We start from the raw sequence: 18,426 nt of genomic DNA on the forward strand, positions 1-18,426 counted from the left end.
TTTACTTTGATGCGGCGCCTTAGGGCTTGCCGATCAGCACCGTGTAGCCGCTCTTCTCGGTGAGCTCATCGATGTAGCCCTGGAAGGCGTCTTCCACGGCGCGCTCGGGGCGCTCCAGCTCGTACCAGAACTTGACGCCGCCGCCGGCCAGCCGGTACTTGAGGCGGGCGGTGAGCTTGTAGCCGCCGCCGTTCTTGAAAATGCGCAGGCCCAGGGCGAAGGTCTGCGGGATCTTCAGCGCGCCATCGGCGCCGGCCTTGGCGTCGATCACCTCGTTGTAGGTGAGCTGGGTCTGGCCGTCCTGCAGGCGGCGGGCGCTGGCAAAGTTGATGCCCGTGGTGGCCTGGATGGTGGTGGCCACGTTCAGCAGGTTGGTGGCGTCTTCGCCCTGCAGGTCGGCGAAGTTGTCTTCGATGAACTCGGCGAATTCGGTCTGGCTCTTGGGCTGCTTGTTGTGGCGCAACCAGTTGTCGAACTCTGGCGTGTACTCGGCCTTGAAGCTGGCGCGGTGGTCGCGCCAGCCGGGGGTGGGGCCGCGGTGGTCGTTGAAGACGGCGGTGATGCTGCGCGTTTCGGGGTCGGCAAACAGGTAGCCGAAATCGGCGGCGCGCTCGGTGTCGGCGCCATTCTGGTCGGCGCAGTAAGCCAGCAGGCTGGCGATGTTGCCCAGCTGCACTGTGCCGCGCTTGCGAAAGGGTGCCGGTGCGGCTTTTTCAACCAGCTCGCTGATGTCCTTGTGGCTGTAGTTGGGCGGTACCAGCAGCTGATGGCTGCTGCCCACTTTTTCCGATGCCATTGCGGCGGCGGCGAGGGTTTGCACGAGGTCGAAATTTTCTTTGAGGCTGTCCATGGCTTACGCTTCCTTGAAGGTGATGACGCCATCGGCGTCGGTTTTGAAACTGGCATTGGGTGCGGCCACTTCGCGCAATTCCAGCGAGTGCTGGCGCGGGTGGTTGCGGGTGGTCTCGCCCTCGTCGGTGAGGTAGAAGAAGTCGCTCGGCTGCTCGGGCTTGGGCAGCTCCAGCTTGCGGTCGGCGGTGATGTTCACCTTGTCCACCGAGCCGTGGTTGTTGCGCGTGGCCGGGGCCACCTTGATCTTGAGCGTGAGCGAGCCGCCGCGGCCGGTGTTTTGCACGGTGCGCAGCAGCTCGGCCAGGTCGCTGGTGAGGGCAGCATGGGCGCTGCCCTCATTGAGCTCGGCCAGCAGGATGTTGAAAGACTTCATAGGGTCCCTTGGGGGTGGTTGAAGAAATGGTTAATTCGCGAGCGCACGGGCCTGCGCCAGCTCGCCCGCCAGCGTTGCCGAGGCGCTGCCGTACTGCACGCTGCTGGCCTGGGCCTTGCAGGTGCGCAGCAGGTCCATGGCCAGCGAGTCGGCCGGGCTGCGTGGCTGGCCCACGCAGGGCGCGCCGGCGTCGGTCAGCACCGTCACGCCGCGGCCCTTGGGCAGGTCTTGCAAAACAATGGTGATGGTGGGCATGCTCAGTGGTGCTCCGTGGTGGTGATGGGGTGGCCGGCCTTTTCGGCGTGCTTGATCCAGCTGGGGGGCAGGGGGGCCAGCTGGCAGCTCTTGACGCGGGCGCGCAGCTCGGCATTGACCGGGCGCAGGTGGTAAACCTCCAGCTCCAGGCAGCGTCCCGGCACCAGCTCGGCCTGGTGGTGGTCCAGGAAGTCCACCGCCTCCGGGCCCAGCCACTGGGCCGTGATGCCGTTGGGGAATAGCCCACCCGTGTCGCGCAGCGCCAGCACCATGCCGCGCCGGCCGTCCGGTGCCGCGCAGCCGGACGCCCGCATGCGCAGGAAGGCGGTGACCTTGAGGCTGGTTGGCGTGGTCATCTCAGGCCTGTGCGTCTGTGCTGGCCGCGTGCCGGCTTTGCGAGGCCAGCCGGTTGGCTACCAGGTGGTCGACGCGCACGCGGTGGTAGTTGGCGCCCCACACGCTGGCCGCCCAGGTGCCGGGTTCGTGCGGGTTGGGCGTGCGCAGGGGCGTGCCTGCGTCGCGCAAGGCCGCTGCCACGGCTGCGGCGCGTATGGCGGCGGTGGCTGTGGGTGGCAATGGCTGCGGCGCGGGTGGCTGGCCGGCGCGCACACGGCGGCGTTCGGCGCTTGGAACTTGCGCCTGCAGCTGCCGGACCTGGCGGTCCATGGCGCGGGGATCGGCGGTGAGGTGGGACGGGTTGCGCCTTGCCTCGCGCCAGTGGTGGACCACGTAAATGACGCCCAGCAGGGCAAACATGGCCAATGCACTGGCGATGGCGAATGTCGTGTCGCTCATGGCTGTGCCTGCGCCGTGACCAGGCCGCGCCGCATGGTGCAGACCAGGTGGCCTTCGGGTAGAAACCGGGCTTCGCTGTTGGGGCCGCGCTCTTCGCGGCACAGGCGCTGCGCGGCGGCCTGCTGGCGGGCGCTGCCTGGCGCGGCGGCTTGCAGCTCGGTCAGGGCGTCGGACTGGTCTTGCGCGGCCTCGATGTCATTGGGGCCGTCAAGCTGCCACGACAGGCCCAGGGCCAGGGCGATGATGAGGGCGAGGGCCCAGCGGGAGGCGGTGCTCATGCGGGCACCTCGACCAGCGTGCCGAAATCATCCATCACGTAGTTGCTGTCAAGGGTGCGCGTCCAGCAGCGGCCCTGCGCGTCCGTGCGCGTCTCGTCGCCGTACCAGAGGCCCGGCCTGATCCATGGCAGCTCCGGCTTGGCAAGGTGGTGGGTCTGCAGGGCGATGGAGTTGCCTGCCGCATCGCTGCTTTCAATTCGGCGATGGGTGTGGCGGTCGCTGTAGGTGTGGCGCGTGTACACCGGCGCGGCGGGCAGCGTGAATTCCGCGGGCGCGAGTGCGGCCGTCGCTTCCTTGATGATCTGCCCCTGCAGCTTGTGCAGCAGCTTGGCGACCTCGGGCGACACCAGGGCGGTGGCCAGCTGGGCGCTGGCTGGGGTTGTTGAGGGCGCGCTCATACCGCGCCTTCCGAAAAAATTGCGTCGGGGCCTTCGGCCAAAGTGTTCAAGGATTCAAGGGGTAATCCGCGGAAAGCACGAACCCTGTGCTCGCCGTCCTTGCCGTCCCAGAAGCTGCTGCCGAACTCGAAGCCCTGGACGAAGGCGCCGTTGCGCGAGACCTGCGTGCTGGACCAGTGATAGCCCGGCTCAAACAATTCGGGGGCGTTGGCGCTGGCCAGGGCCATTTCGGCCTGGCTACCGATGTGGAAGTCCTGGTGCCCGTCGATCTGCAGCGCCAGCACGCGCTGGGCGATCTCGCTGCCGGCGGCGGCCATCGCAACGGTGTTGGTGCGGCCTTCAAAGCGGTGTTTGGCGCCGGGCACGTCTTTGCCGTACTCGCCCCAGGCGCCCGTGAAGCTGGCTTCGGGTGCCGTCGCGACGACGATGTGACGGGGCGGCTGGCCGTCTTCGCCGCGGCAGATGCCGACGTAGACGCCGCCCTGGCCGGGCCAGTATTGGCCGGGGGCGGGTGGGGTGGTGCCGGCGGTGGCGCTGGCTGGGGTCTGGGAAAGTGCTTGCATTTCAACCTCCGTTTTTGTGAACGTGGTTGAACTTTACCCTTGGGTATATTTAATTGTCAATACCTATAGGTAAATATTTTTGCAAGACAGGCATTAAAAAGCCCACTCGAGGCGGGCTGGTGAAGTGTGTGAACTTTATTTCTGGATTGCTGGGCGTGCGTTGCTCATTTGCGAGGCATCCACTCCAGCGGCTTGGCGCTGTGGAACTCCAGCACTGGAGAGCCGGCTTGATACATGGTGAGTTGGACCAGGATTGACTTGGCCTTCTTTGCTGACTCAATGAACCGGGCTGCGTTTTTCAAGAAAATCACTTTTGAGTCGTGGTCGGCCGATGGGGTGGCGCTGAACTTGACGGCGGGCTTGTCATCGAACCTCACGGCTACGCTGCAGCCAGAGTAGGAGGGACAAAGAATTTGGCCTTTGTCCACAAAAACAATGACGTCGAGCCCGTAAGAAGGGTGCTGACGCACCTGTATGTTTCCGAAGTTTTTGCCTTGATAGGGAAACGACAGGTCGAGTGAGTTGTTGCTCTCCAACATGGCGGAGCTGGCTTTTTTCCCGCTCATCTTGTCAGGTCTATCATCGTATTGCCAGTCGGCCGATGCGCTCGCACAAGCTAGAAGAGTGGCAAGAAAGAGGACGAGTTTTTTCATGGTTTCCGCCCTTCCTGTGCCGCCTTAAGTCGCGCATTCGTTTCCTTGGCCTGTGCCAGCAGCTCACGCAATAACGGCTTAGTGCCGATCAGGGCGAACGGAAGAATGATCCAGGCTACAACGAGCACCAAGCCCAGTAGCCATACGATCAACATCAGCCCTGTCGTTGCTTCCATTTGCTGTCCTTTATTGCGGTTGTTTTGAACATGATGACTCACGCTGCTTTCTGGTGGGGAATGGAATCACGTTCCCCGCCCGTAGAGGGGGGATTTGCGGGATGCTGGATAAGCATGTAGCGCAGATAGTCTATTGAATTTTTTCGCCCCTCGGGTGTCATCTTGGTTAGCAATGCGGCGGCTTCTTGCAGGGTCGCCCACTTTTCGTCTGGGGGTTGTTGGTGTTCGTTAGCTTCGTGACTGGTCGCTGTTGGGCCCGGGTCCCATGTGCGCTCACGGTCTGGTGTTTCGGTGGGTAAATTCCGATTTGGAAGCTCTGCGCCAATTGGTAGCTCAAACCAGCCTGGCGACAGTTCGTATGTTTGGCGGACGGCCAACATGGTGTCAAAACCCAGATTTTTCCGACCTTTTTTGCCGGGCTCGTAGAGCAGCCGAGAAAGGTAGCTTGGGTCGATTCCCGTCTTTTCTGAGAATGCCTTTTGTTTAAGGCCCAAATGCCGAATCAGTTCAGCCAGCCGTAAGCGCCAGTGTTCGGGGTCCGTCGTTTCCATTGAGACAGATTTTCCATATGAAGTACCAATAGGTAAATGACCCACGGGTATTGACATGCACGTATACCTGTGGGTAAAGTCTTGGTATGGATGTCCTTTTGAAATACCTGAGCGGCCTGTCGCCAGATGAGCGTGAGTCATTTGCGTTGCGCTGCGGCACCAGCGTCGGTTATCTGCGCAAGGCGTGCTCGATCGGGCAGCGCCTGGGGGAAAGCCTTTGCATCAACATCGAGCGGGAGTCGCATGGCGCTGTGCCATGCGAGGCGTTGCGCCCCGATGTTGACTGGGCCTACTTGCGAAACTCCAGGCCCGAACTGGCCGGCGCCCAAGCGCCTGAGCAAAAACAGCCAGAAGCCCTTGATGTGCGTGCCCCGATAGCTATCAATCCAATAGCAGCTGCGCCCCAGGCAGAGGACGCAAGGGGGTTGTCCTGTCATGCGTAAACACACCAGCCACAAAGAACCGGGCCTGGAAATCACGGAGGTCTTTGACGTCGATCCATCGTGGTATGGCTTTGCGCCGCCAGCAGGTACGGCAGACGCCTCGCCCGCTAACCCCGATGATCCGGACAGCCTGGCGGGGTCGGGCGAATGAGCGCGAGGAACTGAAATGCGGAAATCCGACTTTCCCAAAAAAGCCAACAGCGGGCGGCGCGTGTCGCTCAATCCGGATTCCGGGCTGGCGCGCAACAAGACCAGGGCGCGTAGCAAGCGGTTCAAAAAAACGCTGACCGCAATGTGGGACGCCTTGAATGACGCTGGATTCGGTGGCCCGCCGGCGGCCATACCCGCCATACCTCGGCCTGGTGGACCGACGCCACTATGCGGTTGTGCGGCTGAGTTGGCGTTGTTGTTGGAGCGCGCTCGCCATGAAACAAAAAAGCATGACGCCGAAAGCGTGCGAAAAATAATAAAGAGCGCGCTAGACAAGAACGCAGCTGAATGGAGCAGGCTTCTTATTCGGGCGAAGGTGCTAGTGCCTGAGCAATCTGTTTCGCTAACGGCAGCGCGTCCTCCGGAACGCCGAGATTGAACATGTTGTCTTCCGATTCTTGGACAAAGTACAGCATGGCTTGCTGCATCTCTGGTTGCATGGCAAGCCTGACCATCATGGCAAGACTGGCCTCCAGTATTAATACCCTGGCCTGCAGGACATCTGGCGACAGGTCTTTGAATATCGTTTCCATGAGTGGCCCCGTTGTGAAAGTTGAAGGTGTAGGAACCAACAGCATAGCAACGCGGGCCGCCCGCCTTTTCCCGCGCCGCCATCACGTCTGGCGTGCCCGCTTTATCTCCTCCGTTGGTCTCCCGTCCCGGGCGCAGGCAAGTGCCCGGGTTTGGGTGCGCTGGGGCGGCGTGGGGTTTTCTTTTTCTGTTGTGGTGACTCATGCCATGAGTCTCTTTTTTTTGACCAATAAAAGCATTACGAAGCGTTCCGAATTTTTCGTAACGGCTCAAAACGGGGTATGACATGCAGCTTTTCCATGAGTCTTTGAATGACGCCTTGCGCGAGGTTGTTGCGGCCTGTAGCGGCCCCAAGCAGGTGGCGGCCAAGTTGTGGCCCGAGAAAACGCCTGATGCAGCGCATCGCCTGCTGCTGGACTGCCTGAACGAGACGCGTGCCGAGCGGCTGGACCCTGACCGTCTGCGGATGCTGCTGAAGCTGGGGCGCAACGCAGGCTGCCACGCGGCCATGAACTACCTGTTGCGTGACCTGGGCTATGAAGACTGTCGTCCGCTGGAGCCGCAGGACGAGCAGGCGGCGCTGATGCGTGACTACATCGCGGCCACTAAGGCGCTGCAGGGAATTGCGAGCCGACTTGAGACGCGCTTCGCTGGTGGTGTGGCATGAGGCCGCCTGGCTCGGTGGGCGAGGTGCGCCAGGCGCTGCTGCAGGCGGCGCGTGATCTGGCGCTGCCCGCCCGCGCGCCCACGCTACAGGAGCTGACGACGCGGGCCTGCATTGGCCGCGTGGCGGCGATGAATACGGTCAAGAACATGGTGCGCAGTGGCGACCTGGTGATCGTGAGGCGGCGCTGGGTGATGCACAGCTGCAAGCCGGTTGCTGAATATGCGCCTACGGATGCGCCCGAGGCGATGCCGCGTGGCCTGACCCAGTGTTGTGCGCTGGCGACTGTCTGGAGTGCCGCGCTGACAAAGAGTTGAGGGATGGTCGGGTGATTAACATGAATAAGAAGGCAGTAGATGGCACGCGCTCGTAACATCAAACCGTCAATCATGGACAACGAAGAGCTGGCGGAGCTTGAGCCGATGACTCGCCTGCTGTTCGTTTATCTGTGGATGCTGGCGGACCGGGAAGGGCGTCTTGAAGATAGACCGAAGCGAATAGCAGCGCAAGCGCTTGCTTACGACCGCGCGGCTGATGTTGGGGCCATGCTGGGTGACCTGCAAAGTGCCGGATTCATCGCGCGGTATGTAGTGGGCGGAACGGCTGTCATTCAAATCGTCAACTTCACCAAGCACCAGGCCCCGCATGTCCGTGAGGCTGCCTCGACATTGCCTGAGATGGGGCGAGAACAGGGGGAGGAGCTGCCAAAGCACAACCTAGGCAGTGCCGAGGCACCACCGGGGCACAACCTAGGCAGTGCCGAGGCATCGCCAAGATCGCCTGATTCCGGATTCCTGATTCCTGATTCCGGATTGGGGACAGCGCAGGACAAGCCTGCCGTGCCCTCCCGAAAAGCCAAAGGCGTGAAAACCGGGATGCCGGCCGAGTTCGGGGTCAGCGACCGGGTGAAGGCGTGGGCGAAGGAAAAAGGCTTTGACCGGCTCGACGAACACCTGGACGCGTTCAAGCGCAAGGTGGCCGCGAAGGGTTACACCAACGTGAGTTGGGACGACGCGTTCATGGAGGCCGTCCGAGAGGATTGGGCGAAGCTGCGGGTTCAGTCGACTGGCGGCGCGTGGGGTGGACGGCCGCAACCCGCCCAGGTCTCCGATGTCTGGCACGAATCCGCTGCCGGGGTGGACCGCAAGGCTGCCGAGCTCGGGCTCACGCCGATTGGGTCTCTGGAGTCGAGGCCGGTGTTCAGGGCGCGGGTGCTGGCGGCGGCGAAAAAATCAGAAATGGCGGTGGCGTGATGGCGCGAATCGAATGGGTCAAGCAGCGGCTGGACAACTGGGCCTTGTGGAAGGATCGCGAGCAGTGCGGCGGACTGGGGTTTTATTCGCAGTCGGCATTCGTCAATGAGGCGGCGACGACGGATCGTTACCGCGAGTCCATCATCCCGGTCGATGATGTGGATGCGTCTGTCACCAATGAAGCGGTGGAGGCGCTCAAGCCGGCGCGATCGCATTTGTACCAGACGCTGCAGCACATCTACGTCAAAGGCGTGGGCATCAAAGAGGCGGCGCGCCGACTGGGTCGGGCTGAGTCCACCGTGAAGGCGCAGCTGGAGCAGGCCGATCAAGCGCTGTCGCTGTGGTTTGTTGAGCGGGCAGACAAACGCAAAAGAGTTTTTACACCTTAGACTTTTCAGGTACATTTCAGGCAAGCTGTAGCCAACGTGCCTCAAAAGCACAGGCAGCAGCCTTCAACCCGGCCGGTTCACTCCTGTCGGGTTTTTTCATTTCCGCGCCATGGACGACCGAAAGACATCAGCACAACGCGGATACGGTGGTCGATGGCAAAAGGCGCGAGCGACCTACCTGCGCAGTCATCCGCTGTGTGTTGATCACCAGAAGCGCGGCCATGTTGTGCCGGCAACGGTGGTCGATCACATCGTTCCTCATCGTGGCGACCAGGCTCTGTTCTGGGACAAGAGTAACTGGCAGTCTCTTTGCAAGATCTGTCACGACAGTCATAAGCAGCGGCTTGAAAAGGGCGGCGGCATTGTTGGCTGTGACCTGACTGGATTGCCGCTCGATCCCGCTCACCACTGGGCGCGGAAGGGATAGGGGGGGGCGTCAAAACTCAAACGCAAAACCTCTCCAGACCGATCGGGTCCCTCGATTCGCAACACCGCGTAATGGATAGGGGGAGGGGGGTAAGGGAAAGGCATCTTGAGGGTAAAAAATGGCAAGACCACCGAAACCGACAGCGCTGAAACTGATTGCCGGCAACCCTGGCAAGCGTTCGCTGAACAAGCAGGAGCCTGACCCGACTTACCTGCAGGACCTGACGCCACCCGCCTGGTTGAGCGATGCCGCCAAACAAGTGTGGTCTGAGTTGGCCCCCGCTGCCGTCGCGGCAAAGCTGCTGACCGAGGTCGACGTGGAGCCGTTCGCCATGGGCTGCGTGGCGATCGCGCAGTACCGGTTGGCCACTGGCCGCACGGGCGAAGACGCGGTGAAGCGAAAGCTCGCGGTGGACGACAAGGGCAATGCGGTCACTGACGAAAACGGCCAGCCAGTCTATGCCGGCGAACACATCAACCCGTGGGCGCTGGTGCAGAGCATGAGTTTCAAGCAGGCGATGCTGGTGTTCGACAAGTTCGGCATGACGCCGCAGGCCCGCACGCGCATCGCCGTGCAGCCACAAGGAGATTTGTTTGGCGAGCAGAAAACCGGGGCCGCGAGCTACTTCAGCTGACCCGGTTTCACGCTATGCGAAGGCGGTCGTAAGCGGCAAAAAAATTGCGGGCCCACACGTCCGCGCCGCGTGCCAGCGTCACCTGAACGACCTGGCGACCGGCCACCAGCGTGGCCTTGTTTTTGACAAGCAGGCCGCCCAGCGAGCCATCGGCTACTACCGCGATGTGCTCCGACTCAATGGCGGCGAGTTTGAGGGTATGCCGTTCGAGCTCCTCGATTGGCAGCAGTTCATCATCGGAAGCGTGTTCGGCTGGAAGGGGGCTGACGGTTACCGGCGCTTCCGCGTGGTTTACGTGGAGACGGCGAAGGGGTCGGGCAAGAGCCCGCTTGCGGCAGGCGTCGGCATGATCGGCCTGACTGCTGATGGCGAATCCCGCGCAGAGGTCTACGCTGCCGCCACGAAAAAAGACCAGGCCATGGTGCTGTACCGCGATGCCGTGGCTATGTACCAGCAGTCGCCCGAACTCCGTCGGCGACTCAAGCCCTCGGGTGTCGGTGAGAACGTCTGGAACCTGGCCTATGCGGAGAAGGGGAGTTTCTTCCGGCCCATCAGCGCCGACGATGGTCAGTCCGGCCCGCGCCCGCATGTAGCCCTGATTGACGAGATCCACGAGCACCGCAACAACACCGTCGTGGAGATGATGCGGGCTGGCACCAAGAGCCGCCGGCAGGCCCTGATCTTCATGATCACCAACAGCGGCGCGAGCAAGACCTCGGCCTGCTGGAACTACCACGACTATGCCGCCAAGGTGTCTGCCGGAACGCTGGTCGATGATGCTTTCTTTGGCTACGTCTGCGCCCTCGATGAAGGCGACGATCCGTTCAACGACGAGAAGTGCTGGCCCAAGGTAAACCCCAGCCTGCAAGGCGCAAAACTGCCGGGCCTGAAGTACCTGCGCGAGCAAGTGACGGAGGCGCGTGGCATGCCCAGCAAGGAAGCGCTGGTGCGGCGCCTCAACTTCTGCCAGTGGACCGACGCCACCAACCCGTGGATCAGCGCCGACGTCTGGCTGGGCGCAGCACGTGAATACGACTGGCGCGACTTCCGCGGCCGGCGCGCCTGGGCTGGGTTGGACTTGTCCAGCACCACCGACCTGACCGGGCTGGTGTTGTACGTGGAGCCGGTGGGAGAGGGCGAGCCGTGGCGAATGGTGCCCTTTGCCTGGCTGCCCGAAGAGGGCCTGCAGCGAAAAGAAGAGCTGGACCGCGTGCCCTACCTGGCATGGCGCACAGCAGGGTATTTGGAGACGACGCCCGGAAGGGCCATCAGCAAGTTGACCGTGATCAAGAGGCTGGCCGAGCTGAGCAGCTTCTTCGATCTGCAACTGGTGGGTTATGACCGCTGGCGCATCGAGGATTTGAAGGCCCTGGCCACTGACAACGCGATAGATCTGCCTGAAATGCAGCCGTTCGGCCAGGGCTACAAGGACATGAGCCCGGCCATTGAAACCTTTGAAACGGCGTTGCTCAACGGCACGGTGGTGCACCCCGGCAACCCGGTGTTCACCTGGTGCGCGGCCAACGCTGTGATTACTTCAGACGACGCGGAGAACCGCAAATTGAGCAAAGAAAAAGCCACCGGCCGAATCGATTTGATGGTCGCGGCCGTCATGGCCGTGGGCTGTGGCGCCATACGAGCCGAAGAACCACCGACACCAGGAATCTACATCCTATGAGCCAAACATTTGCAGCAGCGCAAGAGCGGGCCAGGACGCCCGGCTCCGCCGTGCTCAATGCCTGGCGCGCCCAGCATGGGCCCGAGACCACCGGCCGCATCAGCAATCTCAACGAAACCCGCGCCAGCCTGACGGTGCAGGAGCTCGCCAACATCATCGGCGGCGGTGCCATCAGCAATGCCGGCCCGGTGGTCAACGAGACCACCGCCATGAAGGTGTCGGCGGTGTATGCCTGCGTGGCCCTGATCGCCGGCGCCATCTCGACCTTGCCGATGCCGATATACGAGCGCACGCCCGATGGCCGCGCTCGGATCGAGCACCCTTACTGGTGGCTGCTCAACGAACAGCCCGAGCAGGACATATCCGCGGCCGTGTTCTGGGAATACCTGATCAGCGCCAGGGCGTTTTATGGCGATGGCTTCGCCGAGATCATTCGCCCATCGTTCCGCAGCAGCCGCGTGACTGGCTTCAAGGCCCACCACCCGCTGCGCGTCGACCCTTTCCGCGACGCCCAGGGCGAGCTGTGGTACCGGGTGCAGCCGCTGGTGGGCGCGCAGTATGTGCTGCACCCCTCCGACATCATCCACATCCCCAGCCTGGGTTACGACGGCATCCGCAGTCCCAGCCCGATCACCTACGCCGCGCGCCAGTCTGTCGGCACCTCGCTGGCCGCCGGCGAGTACAGCGCCCGCTTCTTCAGTAATGGTGCGCGGCCCGACTTCGCGCTCAAGATGGCCGGCAACCTCACCGAAGACCAGGCCAAGCTGCTACGCGCCACCTGGGGCGAGCGCCACAGCGGCGTGGCCAATTCCCACCTGCCCGCCATCCTCACGGGTGGCCTGGAGGTACAGCAGCTCACCATGTCCGCCGTCGATTCGCAGATTCTGCAAACCGCGAACTGGAGCCTGGAGGAAATCTGCCGCATCCTCGGCGTGCCACCCTTCATGGTGGGCAGCACCGAGAAGAGCACCAGTTGGGGTACCGGCCAGGAGAACATGGGCCGCGGCTTCGTCAAGTACACGCTGCTGCGCGACCTGCGCAAGATCGAGCAGGAGTTCAATCGCAAGCTCTGGCCGTTGCGTGAGAAATACTTTGTCGAGTTTGATGTGTCTGGCATCGAGCGCGGCGACCTCAAGAGCGAGAACGAAGCCCTGCGCATCGCCATTGGCCGTGCTGGCGAGCCCGGCTGGCTCACCATCAACGAAGCCCGCCACCTCAAGCTGCTACCGCCCATCGAAGGCGGTGACGTGCTCAACACCGGTATTACCTCCGCCACGACCGGGGCCGCGCCCACGGTGGACAAGCAACCCGACCCCGCAACCGCGTAAGGACATCATGAACAAATTACTCAAGCTGCTGGCGAGCAATCGTCGGCAGGCGCAGCCGCGCGCGCTCGCCGTCGAAGGCGATGAAACCACTATTTACCTGTACGACATCATCGTTTCGGATGACTTGACGGCCGATTGGGGTGGCGGCGTTTCCGCTCAAACGTTGGTTTCGCAAATTCGAGGCATCAAGGGTGGCACGATTCATCTTCGTATCAACAGCCCAGGCGGTGAGGTTCCCGCAGCGCAAGCGATCGTCGCAGCCATCCGCGACACCGGCGCCAAGGTCATTGCGCATGTCGAGGGGCTGGCAGCCAGCGCTGCGACTCTGGTGGCAATCGCTGCCGATGAAGTCGAAATCTCGGAAGGGTCGCTGTTCATGATTCATTGTGCGCAGACGATTGCGTACGGCAACGCTAGCGACTTTCTGGAAACGGTCGCGCTGCTGGAAAAGGCCGATGGAATTATTTCCGATCAGTACGCAGCAAAGACCGGCCAACCGGCAGAGGCAATGAGGGCCCTGATGGATGCCGAGACCTGGTTCACTGCCCAGGAGGCTGTCGATGCGGGCTTTGTGGACCGCATCACCCCCAATGTGAAGGCTGCTACCAGGTGGGATCTGAGCGCCTACGCCAAGGCGCCCCAGCAAGCGCCAGAACCTGAGCCAAGGGCCGCCCAAAAGCCCGAGCAAACCAAGACCATCACCAACGATCACCGCGAACGCCAGCAACAGCGCCTGCGCATGCTGAATCGCCTCACCCATCAGTGACGCGCCTCGCGCAACTGAGACAGCCGCCATCCCTGGCGGTTTTTTTTCGTCCCCACGACCTGCGCGAGCGGTCACAACCACCCGAAAGGCTCCCATGAGCAAACTTGCCCAACTCCGTGAAATCCGCAACGTGAAGGCCAAAGAGGCCAACGACATCAACAACAAGTACGCCGCCGATGTGCGCATGCCTGAAGCCGATGCGACCAGGATGGACGCCGTCCTGGCCGAAGTTGAAGCCATCGACGTCGACATCGCCCGCGAGCAGCGCCGCGCCCAACTGGCCGCCGAAGACCCCAAGGCCCAGCATGAAGCGCTGCTGAACGCAGCCACCAAAGACCCCGCCAAGCAGACAGACGAATCCAAGGCGCTGCGCGCCTTCATGGCGGGAGGAATCTCCAACATGGCTGAGGCCGACCGGCAACGCATGTTGGCTCGCCAGACGCCGGACATTCGCAATGCAATGTCCACGACCACCACGACCGAGGGCGGCTTCACTGTGGCCACCGAATACCAGAAATCGCTTGAAATCGCGATGAAAGCCTACGGTGGCATGCGCCAGGTTGCCTCCGGCATTCGTACTGCCTCTGGTGCGTCGATGAATTTCCCCGCCACCGACCCCACGGCAGAGGAAGGTGAAATCGTCGGCCAGAACGGTCCCGTCAGTGGCCTTGATACCACCTTCACCAATTTCTCGATGGATGTGTGGAAATATTCTTCCAAGAAAATCGCCCTCCCATTCGAGCTGGTGCAAGACAGTTTCATCGACATCGAAGCCTACATCCAGGGTTTGTTGGCAATGCGTCTGGGCCGTATTCAAAACCGGCATTTCACCGTCGGTACCGGCTCTGGCCAGCCAAACGGCATTGTTACTGCCGCGGCTTCGGGCAAGGTCGGCACCACCGGCCAAACACTGACCGTCATATATGACGACCTGGTGGACCTGGAGCACTCGGTGGACCCGGCTTACCGCAGCATGCCCGGCGTTGGCTACATGATGGCCGACAGCTCTGTCAAGGTGCTGCGCAAGATCAAAGACAGCCAGGGCCGTCCTATCTTTGTCCCTGGCTATGAGGCTAACGCCATGATCAACGGCGGTGCGCCTGACCGTCTGATGGGTCGTCCGATTTACATCAATCAGCACATGGCGGCCATGGCGGCCAATGCCAAGTCCATCCTGTTCGGCCAGCTCAGCAAATACATCATCCGCGATGTCATGGACCTGACGCTGTTCCGCATGACCGATTCCGCTTTCACCTTGAACGGTCAAATTGGTTTTGTCGCCTTCATGCGTGCGGGCGGCAACCTGATCGACGCCGGCGGCGCCGTCAAGTACTACGCCAACAGCGCAACCTGATTGCGCGACGGCGGTGGTGTGCGGGCCGCACACCACCTTTTCATTTCACCTTTTTGAAAAGTCAACACCATGATCAAACTACTCGTTCTGGCCGCCATCGCGGCCCTCACGTATGCAGAACTCCCCGATGGCGCCGCCGAGGGTGCCGAGATTGAGGTATCTGCTGAATTGGCGGACCAACTGGTGGCCGAAGGCGTTGCCAGGCCGGCCGAGGCAGCGCCCGCGCCCGTAACCTCTGGCCGCAAGTCGGTCAAGGCCCGGGTGCTGGTTGATGGCCAATACGGCAAGGTCAATGACGTTGTCACCGTGACTGCGGCAGCGGCCAGGGCCAGCAGCGAGCTGGACGCGGACCCCGCCGCCGTCGCATACGCCGAATCGCTGGCCATCGGCCACTAAAACACCGCGCAGCGATACCGATGGCTCTCAAGCTCACCACGGCACCCACCGCGGAGCCCGTCACGCTCGCAGAGGCCAAGGCCCACCTGCGGGTGGATGTGGCCGATGACGACCTGCTGATCACCAACCTGATCACCGCGGCCCGCGTGCATGCTGAAAACGTCTGCCGCCGCGCCTTCGTCACGCAGAAGTGGGACTTGTACCTCGACAGCTTCCCGAAGTACACCTATTACGGTGTGGTGCCGGGTTACGTGCCGGTTGACCAGTTGCCCAGCGGCTGGCTGTCCATGCGCAACTATGCGGTGCGCTTTCGCGGCGGCAAGATCGACCTGCCGTTTCCGCCGCTGCAATCCGTGGATGCCGTCAAGTACACCGATTTGAGCGGCGTGGTGCAGACCCTGGCGACCAATCTCTATGTGGTCGACAACATCAGCGAGCCCGGCGCCATCACTCCCGCGCCAGACACCTACTGGCCCGACACGCAGAACCGCGTGAATGCCGTGCAAATCAGCTTCACGGCCGGCTATGGCGCTGCTGCGGCGGTGCCGGCAGGCATCAAGGCGTGGATTCTGATGCGCATTGGCGCTCTGTACGAGAACCGCGAGGAAGTGCTGGTAGGTCAGCGCCTGGTCGTTGCGGACCTGCCATTCGTGGATGGCCTGCTCGATCCCTATCGCATCGCGGGGTACGTCTGATGCAGGCCGGGCCCCTTCGCAAACGCGTGGTCTTCCAGTGCCGCGACACCGCCGTGGACAGCTACGGCCAGCAGGTCACCACCTGGACCGATGCCTTCACCGCCTGGGCCGCCATCGAGGCCTTGTCGGCGCGCGAAGTGCTGGCTGCCCAGGCCGTGCAGAGCGAGGCCTCGCACCGCATCACCGTGCGCTACCGCGGCGAGTTCACCAACCCGGTGGCCGTGGCCGCCATGCGCATCAACTACAACGGCCGGCTGTTCAATATCAGCGGCGCCACGAATACAGACGAGCGCAACCGCACCGTTGAAATCATGGCATCCGAGGGCATGAACAATGGCTGAGATCACCATCAAAGTTCGCGTCCGGATCGCTTGGTGGGTGCGCTGGTACATCCGGGCATGCGTGCTGTTTGCCGTGATGCATGGACTGCGGCCGGACGTCGACAAGATCGCGCGCTTCGTCGTAGTGCACGGCGTGAAGCTGGAGTTTGTAAATGGCTGAGCTGCAAAACATCGCCGGCCTCAAGGAGCTGCAGGCCGCCCTCAAGGAGCTGCCCGACCGCATCGCCAAGAACGTGCTGCGCGGCTCGGTCAATGCCGGCGCAAGCGTCATCACAAATGAAGTGCAGACGCGTGCACCGGTTTATACCGGCGAGGTGAGCCAGGGCCACCCGCCGCCCGGCACGCTCAAGCGCGCGGTGTACCAAAAGCAGATCAGGGAACTGTCCGGCCAACTCAAGCAGACCTTCTACGTGGGCGTGCGCAAAGGGAAGCAGTACCAAAAGCAGGGCAAGAAGGGCAATCTCTCGCAAGATGCCTGGTATGCCAAGTTTGTCGAGTTTGGCACCTCCAAGATGGCCGCCAGGCCCTTCATGCGCCCCGCCTTCGAAGCAAAGAAGAGCGAGGCCGTCGAAGCCATCAAGGCCTACCTTGAGAAGCGCATCCCTGAAGAAGTCGCCAAGCTGAAGGTCTACAAATGACGATCCAGCAGCAGCTCGTGACGCTGTTGTCGGGCTTCACCGATGTCGGCACGCGTGTCTATCCGCCTGCGCCCGAGCAGCCGGCGCGACCATACATCACCTTCCAGCGCATCAGCGCGAACAGTGAAAACGTGCTGTCCGGCAGTTCCGGCCTCACTAACACGCGCATGCAGATCGACGTGTACGCCGACACCTACGTGCAGGCCCAGACCATCGCCGGACAGGTTGATGCGCTGATGGCTGGCTGGGTGGTGCCAAACGTTTCGCAACCCGCGCAGGACCTCTACGAAGACCCCGTCAAGCTGCACCGCGTCAGCCTTGACTACTCCATCTGGCACAGCTAGACAACTTGCAACGCTTCTCCAACCCGCCCGCTTTTGAGCGGGTTTTTTACTTTCTGAAAGGCTAATCATGTCATCCTCCGCAATTTCCGCACAGGGATCAACCTTTAGTATCGGCACTGGTACCGGCGGCGCAAAAGCCATCACTGGCATCGCTGTTGGCTACCCTACTATTTTGACCATTGCCGCGCACGGCTTCGCCAATGGAGACGTCGAGGTCATCGCGGGACTGACGGGTGCCGATGCTGCGCTGCTCAATGGTCTTGCCTTGACGGTGAAAAACAAGACCACCAATACCTTTGCGGTGGACGTGGATACAACTGGAAAGACAATCACGGCGGGCGCTGGTACGGCGACTCCAAATACCTATACCGCAGTCAAAAATATAAAGACTTTTAGCGGCTTCGATGGGACGGCATCGGAAATTGATACGACTAATCTTGATAGCACGGCAAAAGAATTCATGCTGGGCCTGGTTGACAACGGGCAATTCAGCATGGAGCTGGATAACGACAACGCGGACGCTGGGCAACTGGCATTGCGCGCAAAACGTGACTCTGGCGTGAAGAGTATTTTCAAATTGGTTCTTCCCGATGCTTCGACTGCATCGTTTTCTGGCTACGTGAAAAAGAAATCCATGAATGGTGGAGTCGATCAGGCATTGAAGAGCTCCGTTGATATTCGCATTTCCGGTGCGGTTACTTGGGCTTGACGCAAATGAAAATTCTCACCAAAGACCAAATTCTCGAAGCCAGCGACCTCAAAAACGAGGCCGTCGAGGTCCCTGAATGGGGCGGCTCCGTCCTCGTGCGCACCATGACCGGCGCCGACCGCGATGCCTTCGAAGCCAGCCTAACCACCACGCTGCCCGACGGCGCCCGCAAGCCCAACATGGCCAACATGCGCGCCAAGCTGGTCGCGCTCGCCGTGGTGGGCGAAGACGGCAACCGGCTGTTTGAGGTGAACGATGTGGACCGCCTGGCCCTCAAGTCCGCTGCCGCCCTGGAGCGCGTGTTTGCCGCGGCCCAGCGCATCAACGGCCTGGGCGCACAGGCCGAGGAAGACGCCGCAAAAAACTCCAAGGCCGGCCTGAGCGAAGGTTCTACTTCCGCCTAGCGCTGGCCCTGGGCAAGACCGTTGGCCAACTGCTGTGTGAGATCAGCAGCGCAGAGCTGGCCGAGTGGCGCGCCTATTACGCCCTTGAACCCTTCGGCGAGCTGATCGCCGACCAGCGGCATGGCATTGCCACCGCCGTCCTGGCCAACGTCAACCGCGACCCGAAAAAGAAACCCGACGCCTATAAGGCTAATGACTTTATTTATTGGCATGAGTCAAACCGGCAGGTGGTGGGGCAGCGCGGCATTTTGAGCGCGGATCCGAAAGAGCAGTCGCGCCTGATTAAGCAGGCGCTTTTTAAATCGAAATAAACCCGCTCAGGCGGGGA

At 61.8% G+C, this 18,426-nt stretch carries 32 protein-coding genes and 1 pseudogene; 21 read left to right on the forward strand and 12 right to left on the reverse strand.

The window, feature by feature from the left end; translation table 11 throughout:
* Positions 1-19: 19 nt before the first annotated feature.
* The 11 genes from PJE01S_RS04785 to PJE01S_RS25005 all read right to left on the reverse strand — a co-directional run bounded on the left by PJE01S_RS04785 (position 20) and on the right by PJE01S_RS25005 (position 4,951).
* Positions 20-850 (reverse strand): DUF2303 family protein, encoded by an 831-nt coding sequence (locus PJE01S_RS04785; protein ID WP_068832027.1) that lies wholly within the window; start codon positions 848-850, stop codon positions 20-22.
* A 3-nt stretch (positions 851-853) separates the two neighbouring features.
* A complete protein-coding gene (locus PJE01S_RS04790) occupies positions 854-1,225 on the reverse strand; it encodes a YfdP family phage-associated protein (protein WP_068832028.1) in 372 nt (123 codons plus the stop codon).
* 30 nt (positions 1,226-1,255) lie between these two features.
* Positions 1,256-1,480, reverse strand: coding sequence for a hypothetical protein (locus PJE01S_RS04795; protein ID WP_068832029.1), 225 nt, complete (start codon positions 1,478-1,480; stop codon positions 1,256-1,258).
* A 2-nt stretch (positions 1,481-1,482) separates the two neighbouring features.
* Positions 1,483-1,836 (reverse strand): hypothetical protein, encoded by a 354-nt coding sequence (locus PJE01S_RS04800; protein ID WP_068832030.1) that lies wholly within the window; start codon positions 1,834-1,836, stop codon positions 1,483-1,485.
* 1 nt (position 1,837) lies between these two features.
* A complete protein-coding gene (locus PJE01S_RS04805; RefSeq protein ID WP_068832031.1) occupies positions 1,838-2,275 on the reverse strand; it encodes a hypothetical protein in 438 nt (145 codons plus the stop codon).
* A complete protein-coding gene (locus PJE01S_RS04810) occupies positions 2,272-2,553 on the reverse strand; it encodes a hypothetical protein (RefSeq protein WP_068832032.1) in 282 nt (93 codons plus the stop codon). Before PJE01S_RS04810 ends, PJE01S_RS04805 begins: the two co-directional genes overlap by 4 nt.
* Positions 2,550-2,951, reverse strand: a complete 402-nt coding sequence (locus PJE01S_RS04815) for a hypothetical protein (RefSeq protein WP_068832033.1) — start codon at positions 2,949-2,951, stop codon at positions 2,550-2,552. Before PJE01S_RS04815 ends, PJE01S_RS04810 begins: the two co-directional genes overlap by 4 nt.
* Positions 2,948-3,514 carry an Lcl C-terminal domain-containing protein gene (locus PJE01S_RS04820; protein ID WP_068832034.1) on the reverse strand — a complete coding sequence of 189 codons (567 nt, stop codon included), beginning with the start codon at positions 3,512-3,514 and terminating at the stop codon, positions 2,948-2,950. The genes PJE01S_RS04815 and PJE01S_RS04820 overlap by 4 nt, the downstream gene beginning before the upstream one ends.
* A 164-nt stretch (positions 3,515-3,678) precedes the next feature.
* Positions 3,679-4,167 (reverse strand): hypothetical protein, encoded by a 489-nt coding sequence (locus PJE01S_RS04825; protein WP_068832035.1) that lies wholly within the window; start codon positions 4,165-4,167, stop codon positions 3,679-3,681.
* Positions 4,164-4,343 (reverse strand): hypothetical protein, encoded by a 180-nt coding sequence (locus PJE01S_RS04830; RefSeq protein WP_068832036.1) that lies wholly within the window; start codon positions 4,341-4,343, stop codon positions 4,164-4,166. Before PJE01S_RS04830 ends, PJE01S_RS04825 begins: the two co-directional genes overlap by 4 nt.
* Before the next feature lie 38 nt (positions 4,344-4,381).
* Positions 4,382-4,951, reverse strand: coding sequence for a helix-turn-helix domain-containing protein (locus tag PJE01S_RS25005; RefSeq protein ID WP_157090230.1), 570 nt, complete (start codon positions 4,949-4,951; stop codon positions 4,382-4,384).
* Positions 4,952-5,329: 378 nt separating this feature from the next.
* On the opposite strand from PJE01S_RS25005, the gene PJE01S_RS25010 reads away from it, so the two are divergent.
* Positions 5,330-5,488 (forward strand): hypothetical protein, encoded by a 159-nt coding sequence (locus PJE01S_RS25010; RefSeq protein ID WP_157090231.1) that lies wholly within the window; start codon positions 5,330-5,332, stop codon positions 5,486-5,488.
* A gap of 361 nt (positions 5,489-5,849) precedes the next feature.
* On the opposite strand, the gene PJE01S_RS04840 is transcribed toward PJE01S_RS25010, so the two are convergent.
* Positions 5,850-6,080: a hypothetical protein gene (locus PJE01S_RS04840; RefSeq protein ID WP_068832037.1), complete on the reverse strand. Its 231-nt coding sequence runs from the start codon at positions 6,078-6,080 to the stop codon at positions 5,850-5,852.
* Here PJE01S_RS04840 and PJE01S_RS25015 point away from each other — a divergent pair.
* The 20 genes and pseudogenes from PJE01S_RS25015 to PJE01S_RS26375 all read left to right on the forward strand — a co-directional run bounded on the left by PJE01S_RS25015 (position 6,079) and on the right by PJE01S_RS26375 (position 18,409).
* Complete coding sequence (locus PJE01S_RS25015) at positions 6,079-6,363, forward strand: hypothetical protein (protein ID WP_157090232.1); 285 nt, start codon at positions 6,079-6,081, stop codon at positions 6,361-6,363. The two genes, PJE01S_RS04840 and PJE01S_RS25015, sit on opposite strands and share 2 nt — an antisense overlap.
* A gap of 1 nt (position 6,364) precedes the next feature.
* Entirely contained in the window at positions 6,365-6,745 is a 381-nt protein-coding gene (locus PJE01S_RS04845; protein WP_068832038.1) for a hypothetical protein, read from the forward strand.
* Positions 6,742-7,059 carry a hypothetical protein gene (locus PJE01S_RS04850; protein ID WP_068832039.1) on the forward strand — a complete coding sequence of 106 codons (318 nt, stop codon included), beginning with the start codon at positions 6,742-6,744 and terminating at the stop codon, positions 7,057-7,059. Before PJE01S_RS04845 ends, PJE01S_RS04850 begins: the two co-directional genes overlap by 4 nt.
* A 72-nt stretch (positions 7,060-7,131) precedes the next feature.
* A complete protein-coding gene (locus PJE01S_RS04855) occupies positions 7,132-7,995 on the forward strand; it encodes a hypothetical protein (RefSeq protein ID WP_157090233.1) in 864 nt (287 codons plus the stop codon).
* Positions 7,995-8,384 carry an antiterminator Q family protein gene (locus tag PJE01S_RS04860; RefSeq protein ID WP_068832041.1) on the forward strand — a complete coding sequence of 130 codons (390 nt, stop codon included), beginning with the start codon at positions 7,995-7,997 and terminating at the stop codon, positions 8,382-8,384. The genes PJE01S_RS04855 and PJE01S_RS04860 overlap by 1 nt, the downstream gene beginning before the upstream one ends.
* Before the next feature lie 109 nt (positions 8,385-8,493).
* The gene (locus PJE01S_RS24330) at positions 8,494-8,811 is read left to right on the forward strand and encodes an HNH endonuclease (protein WP_084389361.1); all 318 of its coding nucleotides are present in this window, start codon (positions 8,494-8,496) and stop codon (positions 8,809-8,811) included.
* A gap of 118 nt (positions 8,812-8,929) precedes the next feature.
* Positions 8,930-9,445: a P27 family phage terminase small subunit gene (locus tag PJE01S_RS04870; RefSeq protein ID WP_068832043.1), complete on the forward strand. Its 516-nt coding sequence runs from the start codon at positions 8,930-8,932 to the stop codon at positions 9,443-9,445.
* Positions 9,405-11,123: a terminase large subunit gene (locus PJE01S_RS04875; protein ID WP_068832044.1), complete on the forward strand. Its 1,719-nt coding sequence runs from the start codon at positions 9,405-9,407 to the stop codon at positions 11,121-11,123. The genes PJE01S_RS04870 and PJE01S_RS04875 overlap by 41 nt, the downstream gene beginning before the upstream one ends.
* Entirely contained in the window at positions 11,120-12,451 is a 1,332-nt protein-coding gene (locus tag PJE01S_RS04880; RefSeq protein WP_084389362.1) for a phage portal protein, read from the forward strand. Before PJE01S_RS04875 ends, PJE01S_RS04880 begins: the two co-directional genes overlap by 4 nt.
* A 7-nt stretch (positions 12,452-12,458) precedes the next feature.
* Positions 12,459-13,217: a head maturation protease, ClpP-related gene (locus tag PJE01S_RS04885; RefSeq protein ID WP_068832045.1), complete on the forward strand. Its 759-nt coding sequence runs from the start codon at positions 12,459-12,461 to the stop codon at positions 13,215-13,217.
* A 94-nt stretch (positions 13,218-13,311) separates the two neighbouring features.
* Complete coding sequence (locus tag PJE01S_RS04890; protein ID WP_068832046.1) at positions 13,312-14,571, forward strand: phage major capsid protein; 1,260 nt, start codon at positions 13,312-13,314, stop codon at positions 14,569-14,571.
* 69 nt (positions 14,572-14,640) lie between these two features.
* Complete coding sequence (locus PJE01S_RS04895; RefSeq protein WP_068832047.1) at positions 14,641-14,967, forward strand: hypothetical protein; 327 nt, start codon at positions 14,641-14,643, stop codon at positions 14,965-14,967.
* Between the two features lie 20 nt (positions 14,968-14,987).
* Positions 14,988-15,662: a head-tail connector protein gene (locus tag PJE01S_RS04900; RefSeq protein ID WP_068832048.1), complete on the forward strand. Its 675-nt coding sequence runs from the start codon at positions 14,988-14,990 to the stop codon at positions 15,660-15,662.
* Positions 15,662-16,003, forward strand: coding sequence for a phage head closure protein (locus PJE01S_RS04905; RefSeq protein WP_068832049.1), 342 nt, complete (start codon positions 15,662-15,664; stop codon positions 16,001-16,003). The genes PJE01S_RS04900 and PJE01S_RS04905 overlap by 1 nt, the downstream gene beginning before the upstream one ends.
* Positions 15,996-16,163, forward strand: a complete 168-nt coding sequence (locus tag PJE01S_RS25020) for a hypothetical protein (RefSeq protein WP_157090234.1) — start codon at positions 15,996-15,998, stop codon at positions 16,161-16,163. The genes PJE01S_RS04905 and PJE01S_RS25020 overlap by 8 nt, the downstream gene beginning before the upstream one ends.
* Complete coding sequence (locus tag PJE01S_RS04910) at positions 16,156-16,641, forward strand: HK97-gp10 family putative phage morphogenesis protein (RefSeq protein WP_068832050.1); 486 nt, start codon at positions 16,156-16,158, stop codon at positions 16,639-16,641. The genes PJE01S_RS25020 and PJE01S_RS04910 overlap by 8 nt, the downstream gene beginning before the upstream one ends.
* A complete protein-coding gene (locus PJE01S_RS04915; protein ID WP_068832051.1) occupies positions 16,638-16,985 on the forward strand; it encodes a DUF3168 domain-containing protein in 348 nt (115 codons plus the stop codon). Before PJE01S_RS04910 ends, PJE01S_RS04915 begins: the two co-directional genes overlap by 4 nt.
* 67 nt (positions 16,986-17,052) lie before the next feature.
* Positions 17,053-17,631 (forward strand): annotated as a pseudogene (locus tag PJE01S_RS04920) (phage tail tube protein); the annotation flags it as partial.
* Between the two features lie 68 nt (positions 17,632-17,699).
* Positions 17,700-18,098: a phage tail assembly chaperone gene (locus tag PJE01S_RS04925; protein ID WP_068832053.1), complete on the forward strand. Its 399-nt coding sequence runs from the start codon at positions 17,700-17,702 to the stop codon at positions 18,096-18,098.
* A 104-nt stretch (positions 18,099-18,202) separates the two neighbouring features.
* A complete protein-coding gene (locus PJE01S_RS26375) occupies positions 18,203-18,409 on the forward strand; it encodes a hypothetical protein (RefSeq protein WP_422630672.1) in 207 nt (68 codons plus the stop codon).
* Positions 18,410-18,426 lie beyond the last annotated feature (17 nt).

Source organism: Polaromonas jejuensis NBRC 106434 (assembly GCF_001598235.1).
In the GTDB taxonomy this organism is placed as follows: domain Bacteria; phylum Pseudomonadota; class Gammaproteobacteria; order Burkholderiales; family Burkholderiaceae_C; genus Polaromonas; species Polaromonas jejuensis.